We start from the raw sequence: 21,632 nt of genomic DNA, 5'->3' as shown, positions 1-21,632 counted from the left end.
CCATCGAGGTCCCCGCGCCCCCGCCCGCACCATGCAGATGCACACTCACGGCCGCCATCCCCGTGTAGTGCATCCCGGACACGGCGACCCCCATGACCAGACTGGCCCCCAGGCTCGTCAGAAAGCCCCGGATCGAGACGGCCGCCCACAGCGCGGCGGTCGCGGCCACGATCGCAATCCCGATCGAGAGGGCGACGGCGAACATCTCGTACCTGATCGAGCCGTTCAGCTGCATGGCCGCCATACCCAGGTAGTGCATGGCGGCGATCCCGAGCCCCGTGACGATTCCCGCGGTGAACAGCGTCGGGGCCGTGACCCCGCGGTACCCGACCGCGAACACCCCGATCCCGACCACCACGACCGCGACGGCGAGGCTCAGCACCGTCAGCGCCACGTCGTAGCGGATCCGGGTCTCCTCAACCCTGAAGCCGATCATGGCGATGAAGTGCATGGTCCAGATGCCGCACCCGATCGACGTCGCCCCGAGCGCCAGCCAACCGGGCTTCCAGGACCGTTCGTTGAACACGGACCGGACCACACAGCGCAGCCCCAGGGCGCCGCCTAAGCACGCCATGATGAACGCCGCGACCGGAGTGATCGCGCCGTAGCTGAAGCCGTCAGTCGTCCCTTGCATGTGCCAAGTCCCCCCGAGTTTGTGCCAGTCGGGGGAGGGTCTCTTGTGGCATGCACGTATTGCAATCCGTTACCGCAAGTAGCCAAACAACTTTGTACTGGCGAGTACCGTATCCGGTCAGTAATGGACACGATTCAGCCGGAGTCGCCGTTTCCCTTGCGGTACCGGATGGGACGGAACTCGACGTCCCGTCAGGCCGCGTCGTTCATGAGCCGGCCCAGATGCTCCCGGCCGGCCCCCAGCAGCCCGGGCAACGGCGCGACCCCCTCGTACCACCGCTTCTCGTACTCCCAGCACAGCCAGCCGTCCCAGCCCTCCCGGGCGAGCAGGTCCACGCACTCGGTGAGCGGCAGTACCCCCGCGCCGAGCGGCAGCGGAGTGGTGTCGTCGGCCGAGGCGATGTCCTTGACCTGCACGTATCCCAGGAAGGGGGACAACGCCGCGTACGAGGCCGTCGGCTCCTCGCCGCCCAGCCAGGTGTGCATGACGTCCCAGAGCGCGCCGACCTGACGGTGACCGACCAGCCCGAGCACCCGGGTCGCGTCGGCGCCGGTCCGGTGCGAGTCGTGGGTCTCCAGCAGGATGCGCACCCCCGCGTCGGTGGCGTCCTCCGCCGCCGTACCGAGCCGCCGGGCCGCCGTCGCGTCCGCCTCCGGGGCGTCCTGGTCACCGCCTCCGGGGAAGACACGGACGTACGGGGCGCCCAGGTCACGGGCCAGTTCGAGGAGCGCGCGGAGTTCGGCGAGTACGGGCTCGTCGTCGCCCGGAGCCGCCACCCGCGCGTACCCCGCCAGACCGAGGATCTCCACGCCCGCCGCCTTGAACTCGGCGGCCACGTCGGCCCGTTCGGCGGCCCCGAGTCCGGTGTGCACCGGCTCCTCGGGGTGTGTACGCAACTCGACGCCGTGGTAACCGTGCTCGACCGCCAGTCGCAGCACGTCGGTCAGCGGGAGACCGGGGACGCCGAGGGTGGAGAAGGCCAGTTTCACCTTGTTCCTTCCAGCAGGCCCCCGGCTGATGGGCCCGGGGGAATGGATCTCGGGCTTCGGTGCGTCGCACCGCGTCATTTCAGTAGTATGGGGCAATCGTTCCGTGAGCCCTTGAAGGCACGAACCGGCCTGGCCGGGGATACGGTTGCACGTGGTGTCGACCGGATCGATGTCGCCAGGACTTTCCTGGCGTGGGGCCTTGTCACCGGTCCCGCATCGCATGGCGGGTCGGCCGTCATGCGATGGATGCGACCCGTGACCGTCCCATCGTAGGGGGCGGTCGGGAGCGCGACGAGGTGTGAAGGACTGAGCCCACAAGCTCGGTCGCTTCACGGCCGAGAAGGTGACGAAGTCCACCTCGCTCTGGAGTCACGGTGCCCTGCGGGACGGCACGGCATGCGGCGGACGACCCCCGTCATCCGGCCGTGCCGCGCAGGTCCAGTCGCCAGTCCTGGCCCACGAGGTCCACGCCGAAGGAGTGGTGGGGCTTCTCGGTGACGAGCTCGAAGCCGTGGTGCTGGTAGATCCTGCGCGCCGAGCCCAGGCAGTCGTTCGTCCAGAGCACCATCTCGCGGTAGCCGACCTCGCGCGCGAAGTCGACACAGGCTCCCACCAGCCGGTTGCCTATGCCCAGCCCCCGCGCGTCCGGCTCGACCAGCAGCAGTCGCAGCCGGGCCGCTCCCGGCGCGTCGTTCTCGTCCCGTACGCACATCACGCACCCGACCCGTCGCCCGTCCAGCTCGGCGACCCACGTCCGCTCCAGCAGCGGGTCGGGGTCCTCGGCGTAGTCCGCGACGATCTTCGCGACCAGGCCCTCGTAGTCCGCGTCGAACCCGTACTCCGCCGAATAGAGGGCGGCGTTTCGCTCGATGATCCAGCCCAGGTCGCCGGGCGCGGGCTCGCGCAGGGTCACGTCCTCGGGGCGGGGCTCCCGTCCTTCCGCCAGGACCGTCCGGATCGTGCGCATGGCCTCGGCGAGCCGGGGCCGGTCCGCCGCCGGGACCCTGGCCAGCAGCGAGCTCACCGCCTCGCTGGACCGCTCGTTCAGCAGGTCCGCCGTCTCGCGCCCGCGCACGGTCAGCGTGACCCGCCGGCGTCGCGGATCAGTCGTCGACCGCGACCGCTCGACCAGCCCGTCCTCCTCGAACCTGGCCAGCAGCCGGCTCAGGTACCCCGAGTCCAGCGACAGTTCGGCCCGCAGATCCGCCGCGTCGGTACGCGCGGCGTGCGCCAGCTCCCACAGCACGCGTGCCTCGGTGAGGGTGTACGGCGCGTAGACCTGGCGGCCGTAGTCCAGTGCGCCGATGACGTTCGTATAGAAGCGGTTGAACGAGCGGATGTCCTGCACGGTCATGATCATCGCCCCCCTGAGCTCGATGTCTGACTCAGTCAGAGATATGTGGTGGGGTGAGCGTACGGCCGAACCCCGCCGGGCGTCCAGGGACGGGGACGGGGACGGTGAAGGGGGACGGGCAGGGCCATCGCGCAGCCCCGTCCGCGCCGGATGTCACTCTCCGGGCGTCACTGCCCGGCCGTCACTGACCGAGCGTCATGTACAGGCGCGTGCCGTGCGGCCGGTAGCCGACGCGTTCGTAGACCCGGCGGGAGCCCTCGCCCGAGTACTCCAGCCAGACCGACCGCGCTCCTCGGGCGAACATGACCTCGGTCAGCGCCGCCGTGACGGAGGCCGCGACGCCCCGGCCGCGGAAGGCGGGGCGGGTGCCCACGCCGGCCAGTTCCGACGTCCCCACGGCCGGCGCGGAGCAGGAGGCCGCCCCGGCGCAGCCGCCGTCGGGAGCACGGACGAACCGGACCGCGCCGCCGCTCTCCTGGACGCGCCGCAGCCGGGCCGCACCTTCCGGGGAGGAGACGAACTCGCCGGTGAACGCCTCGGCGAGCGCGGCGTCGATCGACGCGTACTCCTCGTCCGTGCCCGGGGTCTCGACCACGGAGCCCGACGGTGTCGTCAGTGCGGCGGGAACGCAGACCAGGTATTCGTGGACCGCCTCCGTGGTGAACCCCGCCTCCCGCAGGGCCTGTTCCGCGGCGGGCGCGCCGTCCGGGGCGAACTCCAGCCGGGGCACGAGACCGCGCTCGCGGAACGCCCCGATCAGCGCCGTGACGTCCCGGCGGCTGGGACGGGCGCCCGGCAGGGGGCTCGCGTAGTTGAGGTACGGGCTGGTGGTCGAGGGGTCGAATCCCGCGACGAAACCGCCGACCTCGGCGACTTCGGGACGGCGGCGGAGGTTGGCGACGGCGAAGCTCTGGACGTCGATGTCCATGGTGATGGTGACCTCACGTGGATGGTGTGGTGGCGCGCGTGACGCGTGACAGGGCGCGTGACGGTGCGCGTGACGTGTGACGGTGCGTCGGGCACCGCTTCGTCGGGCCGCCGTGAGGAGACGCGAACGGCACTGGTGGCCGTGCTGCCGCCGGGGCAGACGGTTCGGTTCAGTGCCGACGGCGGCCGCTGGGGGACGCCGCGATCATTGGCTTCAGTCCTTCGCCGTGCGTCGTGAGTGAGGGGGTGAGTGCGTCCGTGTGCTGGACGCCGAGCGGACGATCTCACCTCCAGGAGGCGCGGGGCAACCGGATTTCACGGGCGGCGCCGCCCGGCTCCGCCGATCACCCGGGCACGACTCCACCGATCACCTCGGCCGGCAACGCCGGGTGGGACAGGAACGGGTGGTGGCCGGTCGGCAGGTCGATCACCGTGGACGCCCGGCGCGCGAACTCCCGTTGCCTCACCGGCGGTGTGGCGCGGTCCTCGGCGCAGACGACGTACGTCGAGGGGATGTCGTGCCGGGCGATGCCCCGCGGGGCCTGGGCCAGGGCCGCCTGGGACTGGGGCCCGAGCCGCCGGAAGGCCCCCTCCGTGGCCTCCTCGTCGCGGTCGTGGAGGAACGCGCCACGCAGGTCGGCCGCCGTGTTCGGTACGACCGTGCCGTCCTCGCGCGGCACGACCCACGGCGCGGGTTCCGGGCCTGCCAGCGAGGCGATGGACTCGCCGCTGTCGGGCACGACGGCGGTGACATAGAGGAGTTGGGCGACGTCGTCCCGGCCCGCCGCGGCATCGGTGATCACCATCCCGCCGTAGGAGTGCCCGCACAGCAGCGCGGGGTGTCCGGGCTCCTCGTCGAGTACGGCCCGTACCGCGTCGGCGTCCGCGTGCAGGTCGGCTCCCGGCCCGGCCCCCGCCCGTTCGCCGCAGCTGGGCAGTTCCACGCTGCGGCTGTCCAGCCCCAGGGCGGCGAGCGGCTCCACCATCCGATGCCACCACCAGTCCGCGTCCAGCGCGCACGCTCCATGGACGAACACCACCCGCATCGAATCCTCCCTCGATTTCGGCTTCCGGACGCCCGCGTGACGGCCCCGCCCTACAGCATCAGGCCTCGATCACCGCGTCGCACAGCGCGGCCAGCCCCGCGCGCATCCGCTCCTCGGGCATGCCGTTGCCGCTGAGGTGGTCGACGAGGTCGGCGCGGACGGCGGCGAGCATGGCGTGAGCCAGGAAGTCGGCGTCATCGGACAGGGGTTTGCGCGCTTCGGTGAGCAGGGCGGCGAGTTGGGTGTGCAGGACGGAGTAGGTCTCGTTGCGGTAGGGGCTGCCCACGCCCGCGTTCTCCAGGGCGAGGGTCAGCGGCCGGTGGTCCAGCTTGAAGGTCAGCAGCGCGTCCAGCAGCGCGAGGACGCGCTCGCGCGCGGGGGCGCCGGGCCCCAGCGGGGGCGGCCCCTCGGCGACGGCTGTGCGCAGCTCCTCGGTGCGCTGCTCGATGAGGGCGCGGATCAGGCCCGTGCGGTCGCCGAAGCGGCGGAAGAGGGTGCCCTTGCCGACGCCGGCCGCGGCGGCGATGTCGTCCATGCTCACGCGTTCCGGGTCGCCGCGCTCGGCGAACAGGCGGGCCGCGGCGGCGAGGACCGCCTCGCGGTTGCGGGCGGCGTCGGCTCGTTCCCTGCGCATGGCGGTGTGCTCCTTCGGTCGTGTCTGGGCGGGGCAGGTCGTTTTTGGGCAGGTCGGGTCGTGTCTGGATCATGTCGGGCCGCGTCGGTCGTGTCGGGCCGCGTTCGGTCACGTTGCTAAGCGGACTGGCGGTCCGTATATTGGCTTCCATCCTAAGCGGACTGGCGGTCCGCATTCTAGTGGGCTCATGGTGCGGCCGTGAGCCCGTGGACGACCCAGGAGAGGGGCGCGTCGCACCGTGACACCGACACCGGAAGACGTCTACCGCAAGAGCGTGGAGTACCTGCTGGCCGAGGACATACCCGGCTGGGTGGGCCTGTGGGACGAGGCCGGAGTGATGGAGTTCCCGTTCGCGCCGCCGGGCGGTCCGGAGCGCCTGGACGGCAGGGCCGCCGTGGCCGCGTACATGGCGGACTATCCGCGACTGCTCCGCCCGACCGCCATCGAGGAGGTCGTGCATCGCACGGAGGACCCTGAGGTGATCGTCGTCGAGATGCGGGCCCGGGGGCAGGTGGTGGCGACGGGGGAGCCGTACGAGATGTCCTACGTCGCCGTCCTCACGGTCCGGGACGGCCGGTTCGTCCACTACCGGGACTACTGGAACCCGCTCGCCGCGGCCCGGATTCTCGGATGGGAGCTGTGATGGGGGACCGCCTCGCGACAGAGCGGACGGACGGCGCCGTCCTGGTCACCGGAGCCACCGGCAACACCGGCTCCCGGGTCGCCCGGCGCCTGGCGGAGCTCGGCCGGACGGTACGGGCGGCGAGCCGTCGGCCTCTCGCCTCGACTGCGGGCACGGTCGCGGCCACGGTCGAAGGCGCCCGCGCCGACGCCGTACGGTTCGACTGGGGCGACCCGGCGGGTCACGCCGCCGCCCTCACCGGGGTGAGCCGTGTCTACCTCGTGCCTCCGGTGGGCAGCGTGGAGCCGGAGGCCGCGATGGTGCCGTTCCTGGAACGGGCGCTGGCGGCCGGGGTCCACCGGATGGTGCTCCTCAGTTCCTCGGCCATCCCGGAGGGGGACCGGGGCGTCGGCGCCGTGCACCGGTGGTTGCGCCGGCACGCGCCGGAGTGGGCCGTGCTGCGGCCCTCCTGGTTCATGCAGAACTTCGTCGGCGACCACACCCACGCCGACGCGATTCGCGCCACGGGCACCATCACCACCGCCACCGGCAACGGCCGCGTCGCCTTCGTGGACGCGGACGACATCGCCGAGGTGGCCGTGCGGGCCCTGGCCGACGAGCACGCGCACAACACCGATCACCTGATCACCGGCCCCGAGGCGCTGTCGTACGCGGACGTCGCCGCCGCGATCTCCACGGTCGCCGGCCGCCCCGTACGACACGTCCCCGTACCGTACGAGACGATGTGCGGCCACTTGGCCGCCTCCGGGATTCCCGACCGGTTCGCCGAACTGCTCGCCGGGCTGGACAGGGCCATCGCCGAGGGGGCGGAGGACCGGACGAGCCCCACCGTCGAGAAGGTCACCGGCCGGCCCCCGCGTCCGTTCGCCGCGTTCGCCGCCGAACACCGCGACGCCTGGCGGGTCCGGGGGTGAACCGCGGGAAGCAGCCGTCGGACGGCCTTCGCGTGGCGAGGTGTCGCGGCCTCCGCGGGGCGGGGCTTCACGGCCCTCGCAGGCGGGGTGTCACGGCCTTCGGGTGGCGGGGTGTCACGGCCGTCACTTGACGGGCGTGTCTCCGAGGGTCTCCAGCACTTGCCGGAGGCCCTCGGCGGTCTTCTCGACCAGGTCGCGGTCCACGTCGGCGAGCAACTGTGCGTAGTTCGCCAGATGGTCGGCGAAGGCGGCCCGGGTGACCTCGTGTCCGTGCTCGGTGAGGCGGATCCTGACGGTGCGCCGGTCGTCGCCTTCGCGCACCCGTTCGACCAGGCCCTTGGCCTCCATCCTGTCGATGCGGTTGGTGATCGCGCCGGAGGTCACCATGGACGCCTTCAGGAAGGCGCCGGCGGTGAGGGCGTAGGGAGGTCCGGAGCGCTGCAGCGTGGTGAGCACGTCGAACTCGCCGTGCTCCACTCCGTGCGCGGCGGCCGCGGCCTTGGCGGACTTGTCGATCACCCGGGCCAGCCGCTGGATCCGCGCGAAGAGCTCCACCGGCCAGAGGTCCTCCACCACGTCGGGGCGCTCTTTGGTCCACTGGCCGATGATCGCGTCCACGACATCGCTCATCTCTCCACTGCTCCTCTCAAGGGGCATCTTCTCAATGGACGTTTTCTCAAGGAGCATCTTCTCAACGTTAAGACACTTGACGCTGAGAGAGTCGTGCTGCTTTTATCTCAACGTTGAGATTATCAAGGCTGAACGACAGGAGCACCCCTGATGCCCGAGCTCGCCCTCCCTCCCGCCGCGCGGACGCCGCCACCCCCTGCGTCCACGCAGGAAACACGCCAAGTCCCCGCCGCGTGGCTGGCGTTGCTGGCCACTCCGGTCGCCGCGAGCGCCAATGGCCCGGTCCTGATCCTCCCGGACATGGCCGACTCGCTCGGCGTCCGCACGGCCACGGCGACCTGGCTCGTCACGGTCTTCGCCTGGGCCATGGCCGTCGGCACCCCGCTGATGGCGGGCTTACTGCGCCGCCGCGGGCTGGACGGCACGCTCCGGCTGAGCGCGGTCCTGATCGTGGCAGGCACCGCGGTCGTCGCCGTGGCGCCCTGGCTGCCGCTGGCCATGGCGGGCCGGGCGGCCCAGGCGGCGGGCGGCGCGGGCCTGATCACCGCGGCGATGAGCCTGGCGGGCTCGGTCCGCCGGATGGGCGTGATCACGGCGGGTTTCGGGACGCTGGGCGCGGCCGGGCCGCTGCTCGGCTCGGCGATCGCGGACGTGGCCTCCTGGCGGGTGTCCCTCGCTGTCGGGGCGGTCGCGCTCCTCGCCCTGCCGGCGGTCCTGCGCCGCGCCACCCCGTCCGCACCGCGGCAGCGCGCCCCCGGCAGCGGGCAGAGCGCCTCTGAGGGCGGGCAGAGCACCCCCGGCGGCGGGCGGGGCACCCCTTTCGACGGCCGGGGCGCAGCGCTGCTTGTCCTGGTGGCGACGGCCCTGGTGCTGGTCCCGCGCTACCCGCTCCCGGCGGTGGCCGCCTCCTCGGCTCTGGCCGCGCTGCTGGCCCTGCACATCCGGTCCCGGCCCACGGGCTTCGTCCCGGCATCGCTGCTGCGCACCCGGACGTTCGTCCTCTCCGCCCTGCTCGCCTGTGCCCTCGCGACCTCGTACTTCACGCTGCTCTTCACCGTCCCGCAGCTGCTGGGCGACCGTACCGGCTGGTCGACCTCCACGATCGGCACCGGCCAGCTGGTCGCTCTCCTCGCCGGCTCGGCGCTCTCCATGGTGCTGGCCGCCGCCTCCGCCCGGATGAGCCGCCCGCGGGTCCTGACGATCCTGCTCACGGCCGGAGCGCTGGCCCCGCTCACCGCGGTACTGACGCCCTGGGCGCCGCTGCTGCTGCTGGTCGCGACCCTGGCCGTCCTCGCGACGAGTGCGGGCCAGGCGACGCTCGCTGTGTACGCCACCCAGGCCGCGCCGACCGCCCTGCGTCCCACGGCGATCGGCCTGTTCAACCTCTGCTACCAGCTGGGCGGCGCCTTCGGCCCGGCGATCGCGGCCCTGATCACGCTGGGCGGCTGAACACTCCCGGTTCCGGCCCGCCCTCACCTCGCACACCTGTATGAAAACCACTCAAGATCCCAGGAGCATGACCATGCACGAGGAGACACCCACCATGTCCGAGACCGAGATTCCGCCCGCCGCGGTGCTGACCCGCCATGCGGAGGCAGAGACCTGTTCCGACCCGAGCAGTGTGATGACCCTTCTGGCCGACTCGGACGGCACCCCGGGTGGCTTCACCAGCTACCGCTCCACCTTCGCCAAGGGCGCGGCAGGGGCGCCGGCCCACTTCCACACTCGGGCCACGGAAATGTTCTTCGTGATCAGCGGGGCGCTGCAGGTCCTGGTGGGCGACGAAGTCACCGTCCTGAAGGAGGGCGACTTCCTCGCGGTCCCGCCCCACACCCCGCACGCCTTCGCGGCTGCCCCGGGCTGTGAGGCGGACGTCCTGTTCGTCTTCACCCCCGGCATGGGCAGGTTCGACTACCTGCGCCTGCTCGGCCGGGTGATGCGAGGCGAGGCCGACCCGAAGGAGATCGCCGAGTCCTCGGAGCGCTTCGACAACCACTACGTCGACAGCCCCGTCTGGCGTGCCGCCCTGGAGGGTTCCGCATGATCGACTCCACGACCCGGATCCGCGTGGCCCGGCCCTCGAGGGACCTCGCCGCCGCAGAACGCTTCTACGTGGCGGGTCTCGGACTGGAGGTGATCTGGCGGACCACTGAACGGGCCCCCGGCGAACACGACTTACTCATGGTCGGGCCGCCGGGCGCCGCCTGGCACTTCGAACTCACCCATGACCCCGAGCGGCCGATCGAACCCACCCCGACCGTGGACGACCTGTTCGTCGTCTACCTCGGTGCCCCGGTCGACCCCGCGTTGGTCGACCGACTGGAGGCTCACGGGGGCACCAGGGTCCCCGCGCACAACCGTTCCTGTGGACTGAGCGGGAGTGAGTCCTGCTCAGCCGCACGCCCCGAACGGTCTTGGGCGCTCCCCCACTGCCTTAAGGGCGTGGGAGGTGCCCCCAGGTTACCGGCGTACTCAACCCCGGGGCAGCGACACGCATCCTGTGCGTGGTCCGATCCCGGGAGGCCAGCTCCCTCACGACCTGGCCATATGGGTACGGCCAAAGGTGACGAGGAGGCCCCGAACCATCTCGCTGGTGGAGCGGGGCCCCGCACACTGGCGCCGCACTCGGCGTCCCAGATCGCACGATTACCGTAGCCCGACCAGCCCATCGCGCCGCAAGCCCAGAAGCCGACCATCACAGGATCGAGCTAAAGCGACGTGATGCACGCTCCACAGCGAGCAGCTGACAACCCCTACTGGGACGAGTACGGCGTGACCGTCGCCGACCCAGACGGGTACCTGCTCGTCCTGTGCTCACGCGACTGGACCGCCTGAACCCGCGGTCCGGTCATGGTGCCGGGCCGGCCCACGGGGCGTGGGCCGGGACGTGGAAGCACCGGACCCCGTGGGCGTGTGCGACGTGCGGGAGTCGGAGCGCGGCCCGCGGGAGTGCGGCCCGCAGGGAGTGCGCCCGCGGGATCGCGCGACGCGGACGTGCGCCGCCCTACTCCCGCGGCACCCCCGTAGACCCCCGCACCATCAACTCCCCATGCACCGTGGCGATCCCGCCCGGCGGGGGCTCCTCGCGGCCCATCGCGATACGGCCCGCCCGGGCGCCCGCCTCCGACAGCGGCAGGCGGACCGTCGTCAGGGCCGGTACCGCGTCGACGGCGAAGGGGAGGTCGTCGAAGCCGGCCACCGACACGTCGTCGGGGATGCGCAGGCCGGAGTCGCGGAGTGCGGCGCAGGCGCCCAGCGCGACGGTGTCGTTGGCCGCCACCACCGCCGTCAGTGACGGGTCGCGGCGCAGGAGTTCGAGGGTCGCGTCGTAGCCGGCCTGACGGTCGTAGCGGCCGTGCACCGTGCGCTTCGGGTCGTCCTCGATGCCGTGGGCGGCCAGCGCGTCGCGGTGGCCCTCCAGGCGGTGGCGGGTGGTCGTGCGCTCCTCGGGGCCCGCGATGTAGCCGAGGCGGCGGTGGCCGAGCCCGATCAGGTGCTCGGTGAGCTGCTTGCCGCCGCCGCGGTTGTCGAAGGTGAGCGCGATCGCGTCGGGCGAGGGCGGGCGCCCGCACAGGACGACCCGGGTGCCCGCGTCGGCCAGTTTGCGCACCTTGTTCTCGACGGCCGCCACGTGCGCGGCGTCCTCGACGGCGCCACCGGTGAGGACGACCGCGGCGGCGCGCTGGCGCTGGAGGAGCGTGAGGTAGGTCAGCTCGCGCTCCGGGGAGCCGCCCGTGTTGCACACCACGGCCAGCCGCTCGCCGCCCGCACGGCCGCCGGGGCCGCCGATCTCGGACTGGATCGCGCTCGCCATGATCCCGAAGAAGGGGTCCGCGATGTCGTTCACCAGGATGCCGACCAGGTCGGAGGTGGCGGCCGCCAGCGCGCTCGCGGGGCCGTTCAGGACGTAGTCCAGTTCGTCCACGGCCCGCAGCACGCGCTCACGGGTGGACGCGGCCACCGGATAGTTCCCGTTCAGCACCCGGGAGACGGTCGCGGGCGACACCTGCGCGCGGGCCGCCACGTCCGCCAGGGTCACAGTCATCGTTCCTCGTCCTCCGGTCCGGTACCGTCTTCAGCGCCGTACGGTCACCCGCACGTCACCCTCAGCCTCGCTTCAAGCCGTACGCCCACCCCACGGCCCGTACACCCGCCGCGCGACCAGCCGTACAGACGCCCGGTACGACCACTCCGGTTGCCGTACGACCCCCGCGCATCCCGCCCGGAGCCCCGCGGCAACCGGCCGGAAGCCTCACAGACACCCCTCACGGGAAAGTCGTACACGAAACCGCGCATCTCTCACCCGCGCGGTCTTGTCCGATCCGCCGCACAGAGGCTAGCGTCTCATCACATAGAAAGCGCTTGCTGTCACGCTCATCGATGGAACATCCGGAGGAACCTCCGATGTGGGCGTACGCGGCGCGCGACGCGTACGAAGGGAATGACGTGACACGCAAGACGGTGCGTATCGCCATGAACGGCGTGACCGGGCGCATGGGCTACCGCCAGCACCTCGTCCGGTCCATCCTGGCCATTCGTGAGCAGGGCGGTCTCGACCTGGGCGACGGCACCGTGCTGTGGCCCGAACCGATCCTCGTCGGCCGCCGCGAGCACGCCCTCAAGGCGCTCGCCGAGCAGCACGGCCTGGAGCACGTCTCGACGGACGTGGACGCGGTCCTCGCCGACGAGAGCGTGGACATCTACTTCGACGCCCAGGTCACCTCGGCCCGCGAGGAGGCGATCAAGAAGGCGATCGCCGCCGGCAAGCACATCTACACCGAGAAGCCGACGGCCACCGGCCTGGAGGGCGCCCTGGAGCTGGCCCGGCTCGCGAACGCGGCCGGCATCAAGCACGGCGTCGTCCAGGACAAGCTCTTCCTCCCGGGCCTGCTGAAGCTCAAGCGCCTCATCGACGGCGGCTTCTTCGGCCGTATCCTCTCCATCCGCGGCGAGTTCGGCTACTGGGTCTTCGAGGGTGACTGGCAGCCCGCGCAGCGCCCCTCCTGGAACTACCGCTCGGAGGACGGCGGCGGCATCGTCGTCGACATGTTCCCGCACTGGGAGTACGTCCTCCACGAGCTCTTCGGCCGGGTGAAGTCGGTCCAGGCCCTCACCGCCACCCACATCCCGCAGCGCTGGGACGAGCAGGACAAGCCGTACGACGCCACGGCCGACGACGCCGCGTACGGCGTCTTCGAGCTGGACGGCGGCGCCATCGCCCAGATCAACTCCTCCTGGGCCGTGCGCGTCAACCGCGACGAGCTGGTCGAGTTCCAGGTGGACGGCACGGAGGGCTCGGCGGTCGCCGGACTGCGCAACTGCCGCGTCCAGCACCGCAGCGCCACGCCCAAGCCCGTGTGGAACCCGGACATCCCGGCCACCTACTCCTTCCGCGACCAGTGGCAGGAGGTCCCGGACAACGACGAGTTCGACAACGGCTTCAAGGCGCAGTGGGAGCTGTTCCTCAAGCACGTGTACGCCGACGCGGACTACCACTGGGACCTGCTGGCCGGCGCCCGCGGCGTCCAGCTCGCCGAGCTGGGCCTGAAGTCCTCGGCCGAGGGCCGCCGTCTCGACGTACCGGAGATCTCGCTGTGACGATCCAACTGCCCGGTGCCGACGGGGTGTTGAGGTCCTACACCCCGCGCACGGAACCCCTCGCCCTCACCACGGGCGCACCCCTCGCCTCCCGTACGGTCTTCTCCGCCGCGCACGTCGTGGCCGACCCGTACGCCGACGTGTCCCCCGACTCGCCCGCGGCCGTCGACTGGGACGCGACCCTCGCCTTCCGCCGCCACCTGTGGTCGCACGGGCTGGGTGTCGCCGAGGCCATGGACACCGCCCAGCGCGGGATGGGCCTGGACTGGGCGGGCGCGGCGGAACTGATCCGCCGCAGCGCCGCCGAGGCGAAGACGGCCGGCGGCCGGATCGCCTGCGGGGTCGGCACCGACCAGCTCACCGGCCCGGCCTCCGTCGAGGAGATCCGCAAGGCGTACGAGGAGCAGCTGGCAGTCGTCGAGGAGTCGGGCGCCCAGGCGATCCTGATGGCCTCCCGCGCGCTGGCCGCCGCCGCGAAGGGCCCCGAGGACTACCTCGACATCTACGGCCACCTGCTGCGCCAGTCCTCCGAGCCGGTCGTCCTGCACTGGCTCGGCCCGATGTTCGACCCGGCGCTGGAGGGCTACTGGGGCTCGTCGGACCTGGACACGGCCACGGACACGTTCCTGGACGTGATCGCGGCGCACCCGGACAAGGTGGACGGCATCAAGGTCTCCCTCCTGGACGCCCAGCGGGAGATCGACCTGCGCCGCCGCCTGCCCGACGGCGTCCGCTGCTACACCGGCGACGACTTCAACTACCCCGAGCTGATCGCGGGCGACGACCAGGGCTTCAGCCACGCCCTGCTCGGCATCTTCGACCCGCTGGGCCCGCTGGCGGCCGAGGCGGTCCGCGTCCTGGACACGGGTGACGTGAAGGGTTTCCGCGAGCTCCTCGACCCGACGGTCGAGCTGTCCCGCCACCTCTTCCAGACGCCGACCCGCTTCTACAAGACGGGTGTCGTCTTCCTCGCCTGGCTGGCGGGCCACCAGTCGCACTTCACGATGGTCGGCGGCCTGCAGTCGGCCCGCTCCCTCCCGCACTTCGCGAGGGCGTACGAACTGGCCGACGGCCTGGGCCTGTTCCCGGACCCGGCGCTGGCGGAGGCCCGGATGAAGAACCTGCTGGCGATGTACGGGGTGACCCAGTGAGCGCGGAGACCAAAACCACGACCGGCGACCTGTCCCGCTTCTCCATCAACCAGATGACGGTGAAGCAGCTGTCCCTGCCCGAACTGGTCGAGGCGTGCGTCGAGCTGGGCGTCCCGGGCGTCGGCCTGTGGCGTGAGCCGGTCCAGTCGTACGGCCTGGAGGCGACGGCGAAACTGGTCCGGGACGCGGGCCTCGCGGTCACGACCCTGTGCCGGGGCGGCTTCTTCACGGCGATCGACCCGGACGAGCGCGCCAGGGCCCTGGACGACAACCGCCGGGCCGTCGACGAGGCCGCCACGCTCGGCACGGACACGCTGGTCCTGGTTTCCGGCGGCCTGCCGTCCGGTTCCAAGGACCTGCATGCCGCCCGCGAACGCATCGCGGACGCGCTGGCCGAGCTGGGCCCGTACGCCGCCACCCGTGGCGTCCGTCTGGCCATCGAGCCGCTGCACCCCATGTACGCCTCGGACCGCTGCGTGGTGTCCACCCTGGCCCAGGCCCTGGACATCGCGGAGCGCTTCCCGGCGGACCAGGTGGGCGTCACCGTGGACACGTACCACATCTGGTGGGACGACAGCGCGCCCGCCCAGATCGCCCGCGCGGGTGCGGGCGGCCGCATCCACACCTTCCAACTCGCCGACTGGACCACCCCGTTGCCCGAGGGCGTGCTGAACGGCCGGGGCCAGATCGGCGACGGCGCGATCGACATGAGGGAGTGGAAGTCCTACGTCGAGGCCGCCGGCTACACCGGCCCCATCGAGGTGGAGCTCTTCAACGACGGCCTGTGGGCCCGCGACGGCCGCGAGGTCCTCACGGAGACGGCGGCGCGGTTCGTGGAGCACGCGGCGTAGCACTCCGAGTACTCCCACGGGCGGGCACGGAGCAACGTATACGTGACGTATACGCGGTGACGTATACGTCACGTATACTCGCTTCATGTCCGACGTCATGATCCGCGTACCCGCCGAAGTCCGTGACCAGCTCGCCGCCGTGGCCGAGGCCCGGGGTACCAGTCTCCGTGCGCTCATGCAGGACATAGCAGCTCAGACGCTGACTCCCGAACAGATCAAGGAAAGGGCCGACCGCACCCGTGCCCTGCTCACCGAGCGCTTCGGGTACTACGTGTCGGACGAGGAGTCCGCCGAGATGCGGCGCAAGATGCGGGAGGCCACGGCCGCTCACAGGGCCGCCCTCGTTGAGGCGGAGGACTCCCGTTGAGTCAGACCGAGCATTACGTCCTCGACACTCCCACTCTCGTGGCGATGGGCGGCAACAAGCAGGTCTCCGGCCTCATTCACGCCGCCGCAGCGAGTGACGACGTGCGCCTCTGGGTGCCCGTCCTGTGTCTCCTGGAGGCCGAGCGCGAGCGCACGGGGATCGTCGACCACGTAGGTGTGCTGGTGGACGCCCTGCATGTCCTCGACGACGACTACGCGATGGCCGTGACCGTCGCGGAGCTGGGGGGCAGGGGTGTCGCGTTCGGTGTCTCGGCCGCGGTGCACGCCGCAACGCCGAACCAGATGCTTCCCGTGGGAGGGCTGATCGCCACCGTCGCACCAGAACCGTACGAAGGGCTTGGTGTCGGGGTCATGGACCTGAACCGCTGAGGCTTGATGCCGCCCCGGGATGGCCTGAACTCGACTGATGGCTATGCTCCTCGCCATGAACGGCGGGGAGAGCGACAGACGGGTCGTCGACGGACGTTTCGAGCTGGAGTCGCGGCTCGGTGGCGGGGGAATGGGCACGGTGTGGCGCGCCCGCGACCTGCTGCTGCACCGCTACGTGGCCGTGAAGGAGGTCCGGCCGGCCGACCCGGACCTCGCCGAGTACGACCCCGGTACGGCCCGGATGCTGCGCGAACGGGTCCTGCGCGAGGCCAGGGCCCTCGCCAGGGTCGAGCACCCGAACGTCGTGACGATCCACCACATCGTGGACGGCGGCGAGGGCACGTACCCGTGGCTCGTCATGGAACTGGTCGAAGGCGGTTCGCTCGCCGACCGGCTGGCTCGCGGACCGATGACCGCCGCAGAAGCCGCCCGCGTCGGCAGAGGCGTGCTCGACGCCCTGCGCGCCGCCCACACCGCGGGCGTCGAGCACCGGGACGTGAAACCCGCCAACGTCCTGCTCCGCACCGACGGCCGCCCCGTGCTCACGGACTTCGGCATCGCGGCGATCCGCGAGGCCACCGCCCTGACCGCCACCGGGTCGATCATCGGCACCGCCGACTACATGGCCCCGGAACGCGTCTCCGGCGACCCCGGCGGACCCGCGGCCGACCTGTGGTCGCTGGGGATGATGCTGTACGTGGCCGTCGAGGGCCACCATCCCCTGCGCCGGGGAACGACGCTGGCCACACTGGCCGCCGTACTCCACGAGGACGTACCGCCTCCCGTGCGGGCCGGTTCCCTGACCCCCGTGCTGCATCGTGTGCTGACACGGGACCCCGCGGCGCGCCCCGACGCCGAGACCGTCGACCGGATGCTGGCCGCGGCGGCGGAGACGGCCGACGACCCCGAACCGACGTCCTACCCGCTGGCCCCGCCGCAGGACGCGGTCCCCGTCCCGCAACCTCCGACGCACGTCCCCTCCGGGCCACGGACCCGCGCGTCGAGGCGCCCGCGCCGCATCGCGGTCGCCTCAGTCGCGGCCAGTGCCGTGCTGACAGGCGGACTGATCTGGTGGACCGGCCTGCCCGGCGACAACGGCGACAACGGCGACAACGGCGGCGACGTCCAGGCGTCCACCGGGAAGGATCAGAAGACACAGCAGGAGAGCCCCAGTCCCACGGGCTCGACCGCGAGCCCCTCGACAGCCGCGTCCGGCACCCTGCTCACGCCGAAGAACATCCGGACCGTGATCGCGGCCTTCGAGAAGACATCGGGAACCGACCGCTTCGTTGACTTCACCATCTATCCGGACCACGCCCAGGCCGACATGATGGTCAACGGCAGCCAGACCCGGTACATCAGCTACACCTACCGTCCCGACACCGGAGCGGAGGAGGGCCTCCTCAAAGACACTCTCCGCGACAGCAACAAACCGGTGACCGTGAAGAACTTCCGGTGGGATGCCGTGCCCGCCCTGTTCGCCCGGGCGGACAAGGAACTGAAGGTCGAGGACCCGACGAGCCGCTACCTGACGATGCGGCAGCCGAACAGCATCTTCGACACCCCCGTCGGCATGAAGGTCTATCTCAGCAACGAGTTCGGCGAGAGCGGCTACCTGGAGGCCGACACCCAGGGCAAGGTGGAGGATGTGCGGCCGGCCGAGCAGTGAGCGTCCAGGCTGCCGACAGTCACACGATGGCGATCTCCCGCAGCCCTTCGTCCCGGCGCAGCTGGTTGATCAGCTGCATGGAGAGGGGACGGTTGGCGGGCATGAGGCTGCGTACCCGGGCGAGTTGATTGACGAAGCCGGCCTCGGTGCTCTCGGGGTCGCGCAGCCGGTCGGGGAGCCGGGGGTCCTCGAAGATCTCCAGGAGGGTGGCGTGGAAGCAGAAGACGCTCGCCAGCTCCAGCGCCAGCAGATCGAGGATGTCGTCGCCGGAAAGCTGGGCTCCCCAGGCGAGTTCGGTGCCGGCGGCCCGCAGGAGGCCCTCCGGAGTGGCCTCCGGCCAGGCCGGGTCGTACAGGCGCATGGTCAGGGAGTCCGCCTGCCGGGGGTTCCTGCCGCTGACGCGCGTGAGATGGCCCCGCTTGAGGGTCTGGATCTCCTCGGTCACCAGGGCTCGGGCGAGCGACCGTACGCTGCCGTCCGCGCCCTGCTGCGAGAACTCGACGATGGTCCGGGCGCTGCGCACCAGTTCCCGTGGCAGGCCGCCCGAGAAGCTGTGACACAGGGCGATGAAGGGACGCGGCAGCCCGGCCACGCGTCGTGAGAGCAGCGCGACCGACGCTTCGTAGCCGAGGTAGTCGACCCTCACCACTTCGTCGAACGCGGTGTCAAAGGTCGTCCTCGTGGCCACCGCTCTCCGCTCGAAGGCGGCCAGTGCCTCTTCGCTGATCGACACCAGGTAGAAGCAGTGCGGAACATCGAACACCGCTTTGACCTCGTTGAGGAACTGCTGGGCGCCGTCCGGTTCGACGATCCTGTCGACCTCGTCGATTCCGATGAACAGACGGCCGGTTCCCCCATGGTGTGCGCGCCACCAGTGGGCGACTTCGGCGGCGTAGTCCTGGTACTGCTCCACGAGTTCGGGCAGGGTCAGCTGGTTCTCCGCCAACTGGTCGGAGTACGTGCCCCCGAGGTCCGCGCCGAGGGGTGCGCTGATCTTCACCACAGCGGTCGACACGGTGGAGGAGGTCCGCACGAACTGGAGCCGGCGCAACTGCTGCCGGGTCCGCTCCGCCATCGAGGCCGTCACGCGAGGGGTGATGTCGGCGGTCGGCGGCCGGGCGTGGCTGCTGAGGAGCACCAGTCCGCCCGCGATTCCGGACAGACCGAGCACGCAGATGCCGATCAGCAGAGTGGAATCGAGCGACAGGGAACGGCCGGCGGGCGCGCTCAGCGTCTCCCACAGCGCCGTCACTCCCAGAAGGCACAGGGAGACCCCGACGAACAGGCGCACCAGCCGTCTGACATCGAACCCGCGCCAGAACGGGATGTCCGTCTGCGCCGCCTGGCTTCGCAGCACGGCATGGCACAACTGCACGAACAGGTGGACGATGAAGGCGTGGCCCTGGTAGTTGACGGGCGCGGAGAGCATCACCCTCAGCTCGGGCACGGAAGACGTCTGCTGGTAGTCCCGGGCGCAGAACGACTTGATCAGTGTGGTCTTCCCGGAACCGCGCGGGCCGCTCACTCCGATGCTGCCCGCAGCTGTGGTGCCGGTGATCTGGGCGACATCGGTCATGGCCGCCGTGGCGACGAGGTGTTTCGGCTCCGACCGTTCGATGAGTCCGGGTGCGGTCCGGGGGTCCAGTTGTGTGCTGAAGAGGTCGGACCGTGTGGCCTCGGTGATCCAGGCGCGCAGGAACGGCAGGACGGCGTCGTCCCGAAGCGAGTCCCGCCAGCGCTGACCCGCACCTCGTGCCTGTTCGGTCGCCCGTCGGACGAGGGGGGTTCTCGTCCTGCGCAGCCGGGTCGCGAGGAAGAGGGCCATGACGGCGACCAACAGCCACTGAGGGCTCGTGAGAAGGCTGTTGTGTTTGACGATCGCGTACACGACGAGGAAGCCCACCGTCCCCAGCGTGAGCATGTCCGCCTTGGCCAGCGCTTCGACTCTGCGTGCGGTCGCCCCCACGTAGTCGTGATAGCCCGGCGCGGCCTGGCCGAAGAGTTCCGGCTCGCTGTTCAGGACGGCGTTGCGGGCCTCGTCAGGTGCGATACGGGACCGGAGCAGGGCTTCCTGGATCTCCGGGGAGGCCAGCGCCTCGTCCGTCACGGAGCGCAGGAGAGGAGGGTGGATGCCGTCGGGTGTGCCCGCGAAGGGCACGCGTTGCCTGCGGCCCATGGCCATGCCTCCTCACCCGCCCTCGTAGCGAAGGGGGTCCTGCGAACGCCAGCGTGGCTTCTTGGAGTTGTAGTCCATGACGAAGAGCCTCTTGTAGGCCGAGAAGACCGGCCGTGATTGATTGGCCCCTCGGCCGGCGCCCGGGGTGACGGCGAAGGAATTGGCTTCGATCCTTCGCTTCTCGCCCTGGGCGACGTACTCCAGGACCCACCGCAGCCGGTAGTGGGCTTTGGTGGCCGTGGCGATCAGGACGAGCCAGCTGAACTCTCCGGGCTTCACCGTGAGTGGGCGCTCTGCGAAATAGGGACGGCCCTTGAGGCGGTAATCCTCCGTGTCGAACTCCTTGACTGCAGGGGACCCGCTGTCCAGGTCGACCCCGAGATAGAGCGGGGTCACCTCTCCGACCGGCACGAATGTGGTCGACGGCGAATTCTCCCGGCTGCCGGAGGAAGAATCCGACGCCGGGTGGGCCGACCCCAGCGGGGCACTGCGGAGGGTCTGCGAACGGTACTCATCACTCGGGTAAGGCCAGAAAAGGGTGCCGTTCAAGGGCGCCGTTCTCGCGGTGACCTTGGCGGTGATACCGGTGACCATGACCACCGCGTCCCGCGCACGCACCGCGACTTGATGTCTTGTGGACCACAACCGGGCACCGTTGCCGAGGCCGACGAAGGTGGGATACTCCGAGGTTCCCGGGACCGGAATCTTCGCGACCTCGGCCGCGGACAGGTCCAGCGGTTTCGGGAGCGCGTACTCGGCCGGGTTGGTCGTGTCCTCGGTCCAGCTTGTGACGAGGTCGTGGGGCTTTGCCGCGCCCGTTCCCTCCTGGCTGCGCCGCAGTGCGTTCTCGCCGTAGTGGAGAGAGACCGCGGCCATCCCCCCGACAGCTCCAGCACCCGCCCGAAGCAGCTTCCGCCGGCTACCGGACCATGTCACGGCAGCCGCCAGATCCCCCTCGTTCGGCGCCGGAACATCCCCGTCACCAGCAGTACGCCCCACGAGCTGAGTGTTCCACCGGGTATCTACCCCGATGCCGGGATGCGCTGACCGAAACTGATCCGTTACTCGTGGTGCGCAGACTGCTGAGATGCGTGCCGAGTGCTGAGATGCGTGCCGACGGATTCCGCCGCACGCTGGGGCTGTAGGCACCCGAGATGGACGGGGGAGTCCATCATGACGCATCCTGCCGCAGCGCTGGCCGTCGCGATTCTGGCCACCGGTGCACTCGCTCCGCTAACGGACAGGACATCTCCGGCACCCGTTGTATCCACGGCTGCGGCCGCGTCGGCGAGTGTGCCCAGGCAGGCCGATCCCGAGCCCTTCGCGGTGGTGGAGGCCTACTTCAGCGCCATCAACGACGGCGACTACGTGGCTGCCTGGGCGCTCGGCGGAAAGAACATCGCCAGGGGTACGTACGACGACTTCGTGGACTCGTTCGCGACCACCGCCCACGACGACGTGACCGTCATCTCCGTAACCGGCGAGACGGTCGAGGTGGACCTCGACGCGACACAGACGGACGGTTCTCACCGCCTCTTCACCGGCACCTACACCGTTCGGGACGGCGCGATCGTCAGCGCGGACATCCATCCTGAATGATCGCCTCGGAGGCGATGAAGTCGGTCCAGGCGGTGGGGGAGAGGGTGAGGTGGGGGTACTG

Annotated in this window: 23 protein-coding genes; 13 read left to right on the top strand and 10 right to left on the bottom strand. The window is 70.9% G+C overall.

Features of this window, described 5'->3' with window-relative positions:
* The 6 genes from FNH08_RS18705 to FNH08_RS18680 all read right to left on the bottom strand — a co-directional run.
* Window positions 1-634: MHYT domain-containing protein (locus FNH08_RS18705; protein ID WP_322724799.1), on the bottom strand; the 634-nt coding region annotated here is incomplete at its 3' end.
* A 191-nt stretch (window positions 635-825) separates the two neighbouring features.
* Complete coding sequence (locus FNH08_RS18700; protein WP_322724798.1) at window positions 826-1,623, bottom strand: sugar phosphate isomerase/epimerase family protein; 798 nt, start codon at window positions 1,621-1,623, stop codon at window positions 826-828.
* 415 nt (window positions 1,624-2,038) lie between these two features.
* The gene (locus FNH08_RS18695) at window positions 2,039-2,977 is read right to left on the bottom strand and encodes a bifunctional helix-turn-helix transcriptional regulator/GNAT family N-acetyltransferase (protein ID WP_152772629.1); all 939 of its coding nucleotides are present in this window, start codon (window positions 2,975-2,977) and stop codon (window positions 2,039-2,041) included.
* 181 nt (window positions 2,978-3,158) lie between these two features.
* Window positions 3,159-3,905 (bottom strand): GNAT family N-acetyltransferase, encoded by a 747-nt coding sequence (locus tag FNH08_RS18690; protein WP_152772628.1) that lies wholly within the window; start codon window positions 3,903-3,905, stop codon window positions 3,159-3,161.
* 343 nt (window positions 3,906-4,248) lie between these two features.
* Window positions 4,249-4,950 (bottom strand): alpha/beta fold hydrolase, encoded by a 702-nt coding sequence (locus FNH08_RS18685; protein ID WP_152772627.1) that lies wholly within the window; start codon window positions 4,948-4,950, stop codon window positions 4,249-4,251.
* A 58-nt stretch (window positions 4,951-5,008) separates the two neighbouring features.
* Window positions 5,009-5,584 (bottom strand): TetR/AcrR family transcriptional regulator, encoded by a 576-nt coding sequence (locus tag FNH08_RS18680; protein WP_152772626.1) that lies wholly within the window; start codon window positions 5,582-5,584, stop codon window positions 5,009-5,011.
* A gap of 238 nt (window positions 5,585-5,822) precedes the next feature.
* Here FNH08_RS18680 and FNH08_RS18675 point away from each other — a divergent pair, with 238 nt between their 5' ends.
* Together FNH08_RS18675 and FNH08_RS18670 are read left to right on the top strand one after the other, a co-directional pair.
* Window positions 5,823-6,227 carry a nuclear transport factor 2 family protein gene (locus tag FNH08_RS18675; protein ID WP_322724797.1) on the top strand — a complete coding sequence of 135 codons (405 nt, stop codon included), beginning with the start codon at window positions 5,823-5,825 and terminating at the stop codon, window positions 6,225-6,227.
* Entirely contained in the window at window positions 6,227-7,141 is a 915-nt protein-coding gene (locus FNH08_RS18670; protein ID WP_152772625.1) for an NmrA family NAD(P)-binding protein, read from the top strand. The genes FNH08_RS18675 and FNH08_RS18670 overlap by 1 nt, the downstream gene beginning before the upstream one ends.
* 123 nt (window positions 7,142-7,264) lie before the next feature.
* Here the strand turns inward: FNH08_RS18670 and FNH08_RS18665 are convergent, their stop codons facing one another.
* Complete coding sequence (locus FNH08_RS18665; protein ID WP_152772624.1) at window positions 7,265-7,771, bottom strand: MarR family winged helix-turn-helix transcriptional regulator; 507 nt, start codon at window positions 7,769-7,771, stop codon at window positions 7,265-7,267.
* Between the two features lie 150 nt (window positions 7,772-7,921).
* Between FNH08_RS18665 and FNH08_RS18660 the strand changes: the two genes are divergently transcribed.
* The 4 genes from FNH08_RS18660 (at window position 7,922) to FNH08_RS18645 (ending at window position 10,606) form a co-directional block, all read left to right on the top strand.
* On the top strand, window positions 7,922-9,220 hold the full coding sequence (locus FNH08_RS18660) for an MFS transporter (RefSeq protein ID WP_152772623.1): 1,299 nt from the start codon (window positions 7,922-7,924) through the stop codon (window positions 9,218-9,220).
* A 94-nt stretch (window positions 9,221-9,314) separates the two neighbouring features.
* Entirely contained in the window at window positions 9,315-9,815 is a 501-nt protein-coding gene (locus FNH08_RS18655) for a cupin domain-containing protein (RefSeq protein ID WP_228034211.1), read from the top strand.
* On the top strand, window positions 9,812-10,426 hold the full coding sequence (locus FNH08_RS54005; protein WP_407704406.1) for a VOC family protein: 615 nt from the start codon (window positions 9,812-9,814) through the stop codon (window positions 10,424-10,426). The genes FNH08_RS18655 and FNH08_RS54005 overlap by 4 nt, the downstream gene beginning before the upstream one ends.
* A gap of 66 nt (window positions 10,427-10,492) precedes the next feature.
* Window positions 10,493-10,606, top strand: coding sequence for a hypothetical protein (locus FNH08_RS18645; RefSeq protein WP_407704405.1), 114 nt, complete (start codon window positions 10,493-10,495; stop codon window positions 10,604-10,606).
* A gap of 169 nt (window positions 10,607-10,775) precedes the next feature.
* Here the strand turns inward: FNH08_RS18645 and FNH08_RS18640 are convergent, their stop codons facing one another.
* On the bottom strand, window positions 10,776-11,816 hold the full coding sequence (locus tag FNH08_RS18640; RefSeq protein WP_152772621.1) for a LacI family DNA-binding transcriptional regulator: 1,041 nt from the start codon (window positions 11,814-11,816) through the stop codon (window positions 10,776-10,778).
* Window positions 11,817-12,217: 401 nt separating this feature from the next.
* Here FNH08_RS18640 and FNH08_RS18635 point away from each other — a divergent pair, with 401 nt between their 5' ends.
* The 6 genes from FNH08_RS18635 to FNH08_RS18610 all read left to right on the top strand — a co-directional run bounded on the left by FNH08_RS18635 (window position 12,218) and on the right by FNH08_RS18610 (window position 17,796).
* Window positions 12,218-13,369: a Gfo/Idh/MocA family protein gene (locus tag FNH08_RS18635; RefSeq protein ID WP_322724795.1), complete on the top strand. Its 1,152-nt coding sequence runs from the start codon at window positions 12,218-12,220 to the stop codon at window positions 13,367-13,369.
* Window positions 13,366-14,520, top strand: coding sequence for a dihydrodipicolinate synthase family protein (locus FNH08_RS18630; protein WP_322724793.1), 1,155 nt, complete (start codon window positions 13,366-13,368; stop codon window positions 14,518-14,520). Before FNH08_RS18635 ends, FNH08_RS18630 begins: the two co-directional genes overlap by 4 nt.
* A 53-nt stretch (window positions 14,521-14,573) precedes the next feature.
* Window positions 14,574-15,371 carry a sugar phosphate isomerase/epimerase family protein gene (locus tag FNH08_RS18625; protein WP_152772633.1) on the top strand — a complete coding sequence of 266 codons (798 nt, stop codon included), beginning with the start codon at window positions 14,574-14,576 and terminating at the stop codon, window positions 15,369-15,371.
* A gap of 85 nt (window positions 15,372-15,456) precedes the next feature.
* Window positions 15,457-15,738 carry an Arc family DNA-binding protein gene (locus FNH08_RS18620; RefSeq protein WP_152772619.1) on the top strand — a complete coding sequence of 94 codons (282 nt, stop codon included), beginning with the start codon at window positions 15,457-15,459 and terminating at the stop codon, window positions 15,736-15,738.
* Window positions 15,735-16,127 (top strand): PIN domain-containing protein, encoded by a 393-nt coding sequence (locus tag FNH08_RS18615; protein WP_228034210.1) that lies wholly within the window; start codon window positions 15,735-15,737, stop codon window positions 16,125-16,127. Before FNH08_RS18620 ends, FNH08_RS18615 begins: the two co-directional genes overlap by 4 nt.
* Before the next feature lie 55 nt (window positions 16,128-16,182).
* On the top strand, window positions 16,183-17,796 hold the full coding sequence (locus FNH08_RS18610; RefSeq protein ID WP_152772631.1) for a serine/threonine-protein kinase: 1,614 nt from the start codon (window positions 16,183-16,185) through the stop codon (window positions 17,794-17,796).
* A gap of 19 nt (window positions 17,797-17,815) precedes the next feature.
* On the opposite strand, the gene FNH08_RS18605 is transcribed toward FNH08_RS18610, so the two are convergent.
* Window positions 17,816-19,972, bottom strand: coding sequence for a P-loop NTPase fold protein (locus FNH08_RS18605; protein ID WP_194238527.1), 2,157 nt, complete (start codon window positions 19,970-19,972; stop codon window positions 17,816-17,818).
* Between the two features lie 12 nt (window positions 19,973-19,984).
* The gene (locus FNH08_RS18600) at window positions 19,985-20,848 is read right to left on the bottom strand and encodes a hypothetical protein (RefSeq protein ID WP_152772617.1); all 864 of its coding nucleotides are present in this window, start codon (window positions 20,846-20,848) and stop codon (window positions 19,985-19,987) included.
* 297 nt (window positions 20,849-21,145) lie between these two features.
* Between FNH08_RS18600 and FNH08_RS18595 the strand changes: the two genes are divergently transcribed.
* A complete protein-coding gene (locus FNH08_RS18595) occupies window positions 21,146-21,571 on the top strand; it encodes a hypothetical protein (protein ID WP_152772616.1) in 426 nt (141 codons plus the stop codon).
* Window positions 21,572-21,632 lie beyond the last annotated feature (61 nt).

The sequence above is a fragment of the Streptomyces spongiae genome (assembly GCF_009377185.1).
Taxonomy (GTDB): Bacteria; Actinomycetota; Actinomycetes; order Streptomycetales; family Streptomycetaceae; genus Streptomyces; species Streptomyces spongiae.
Note: the sequence above shows the minus strand (reverse complement) of the source record. Positions and strands in the feature narration are given on the sequence as shown.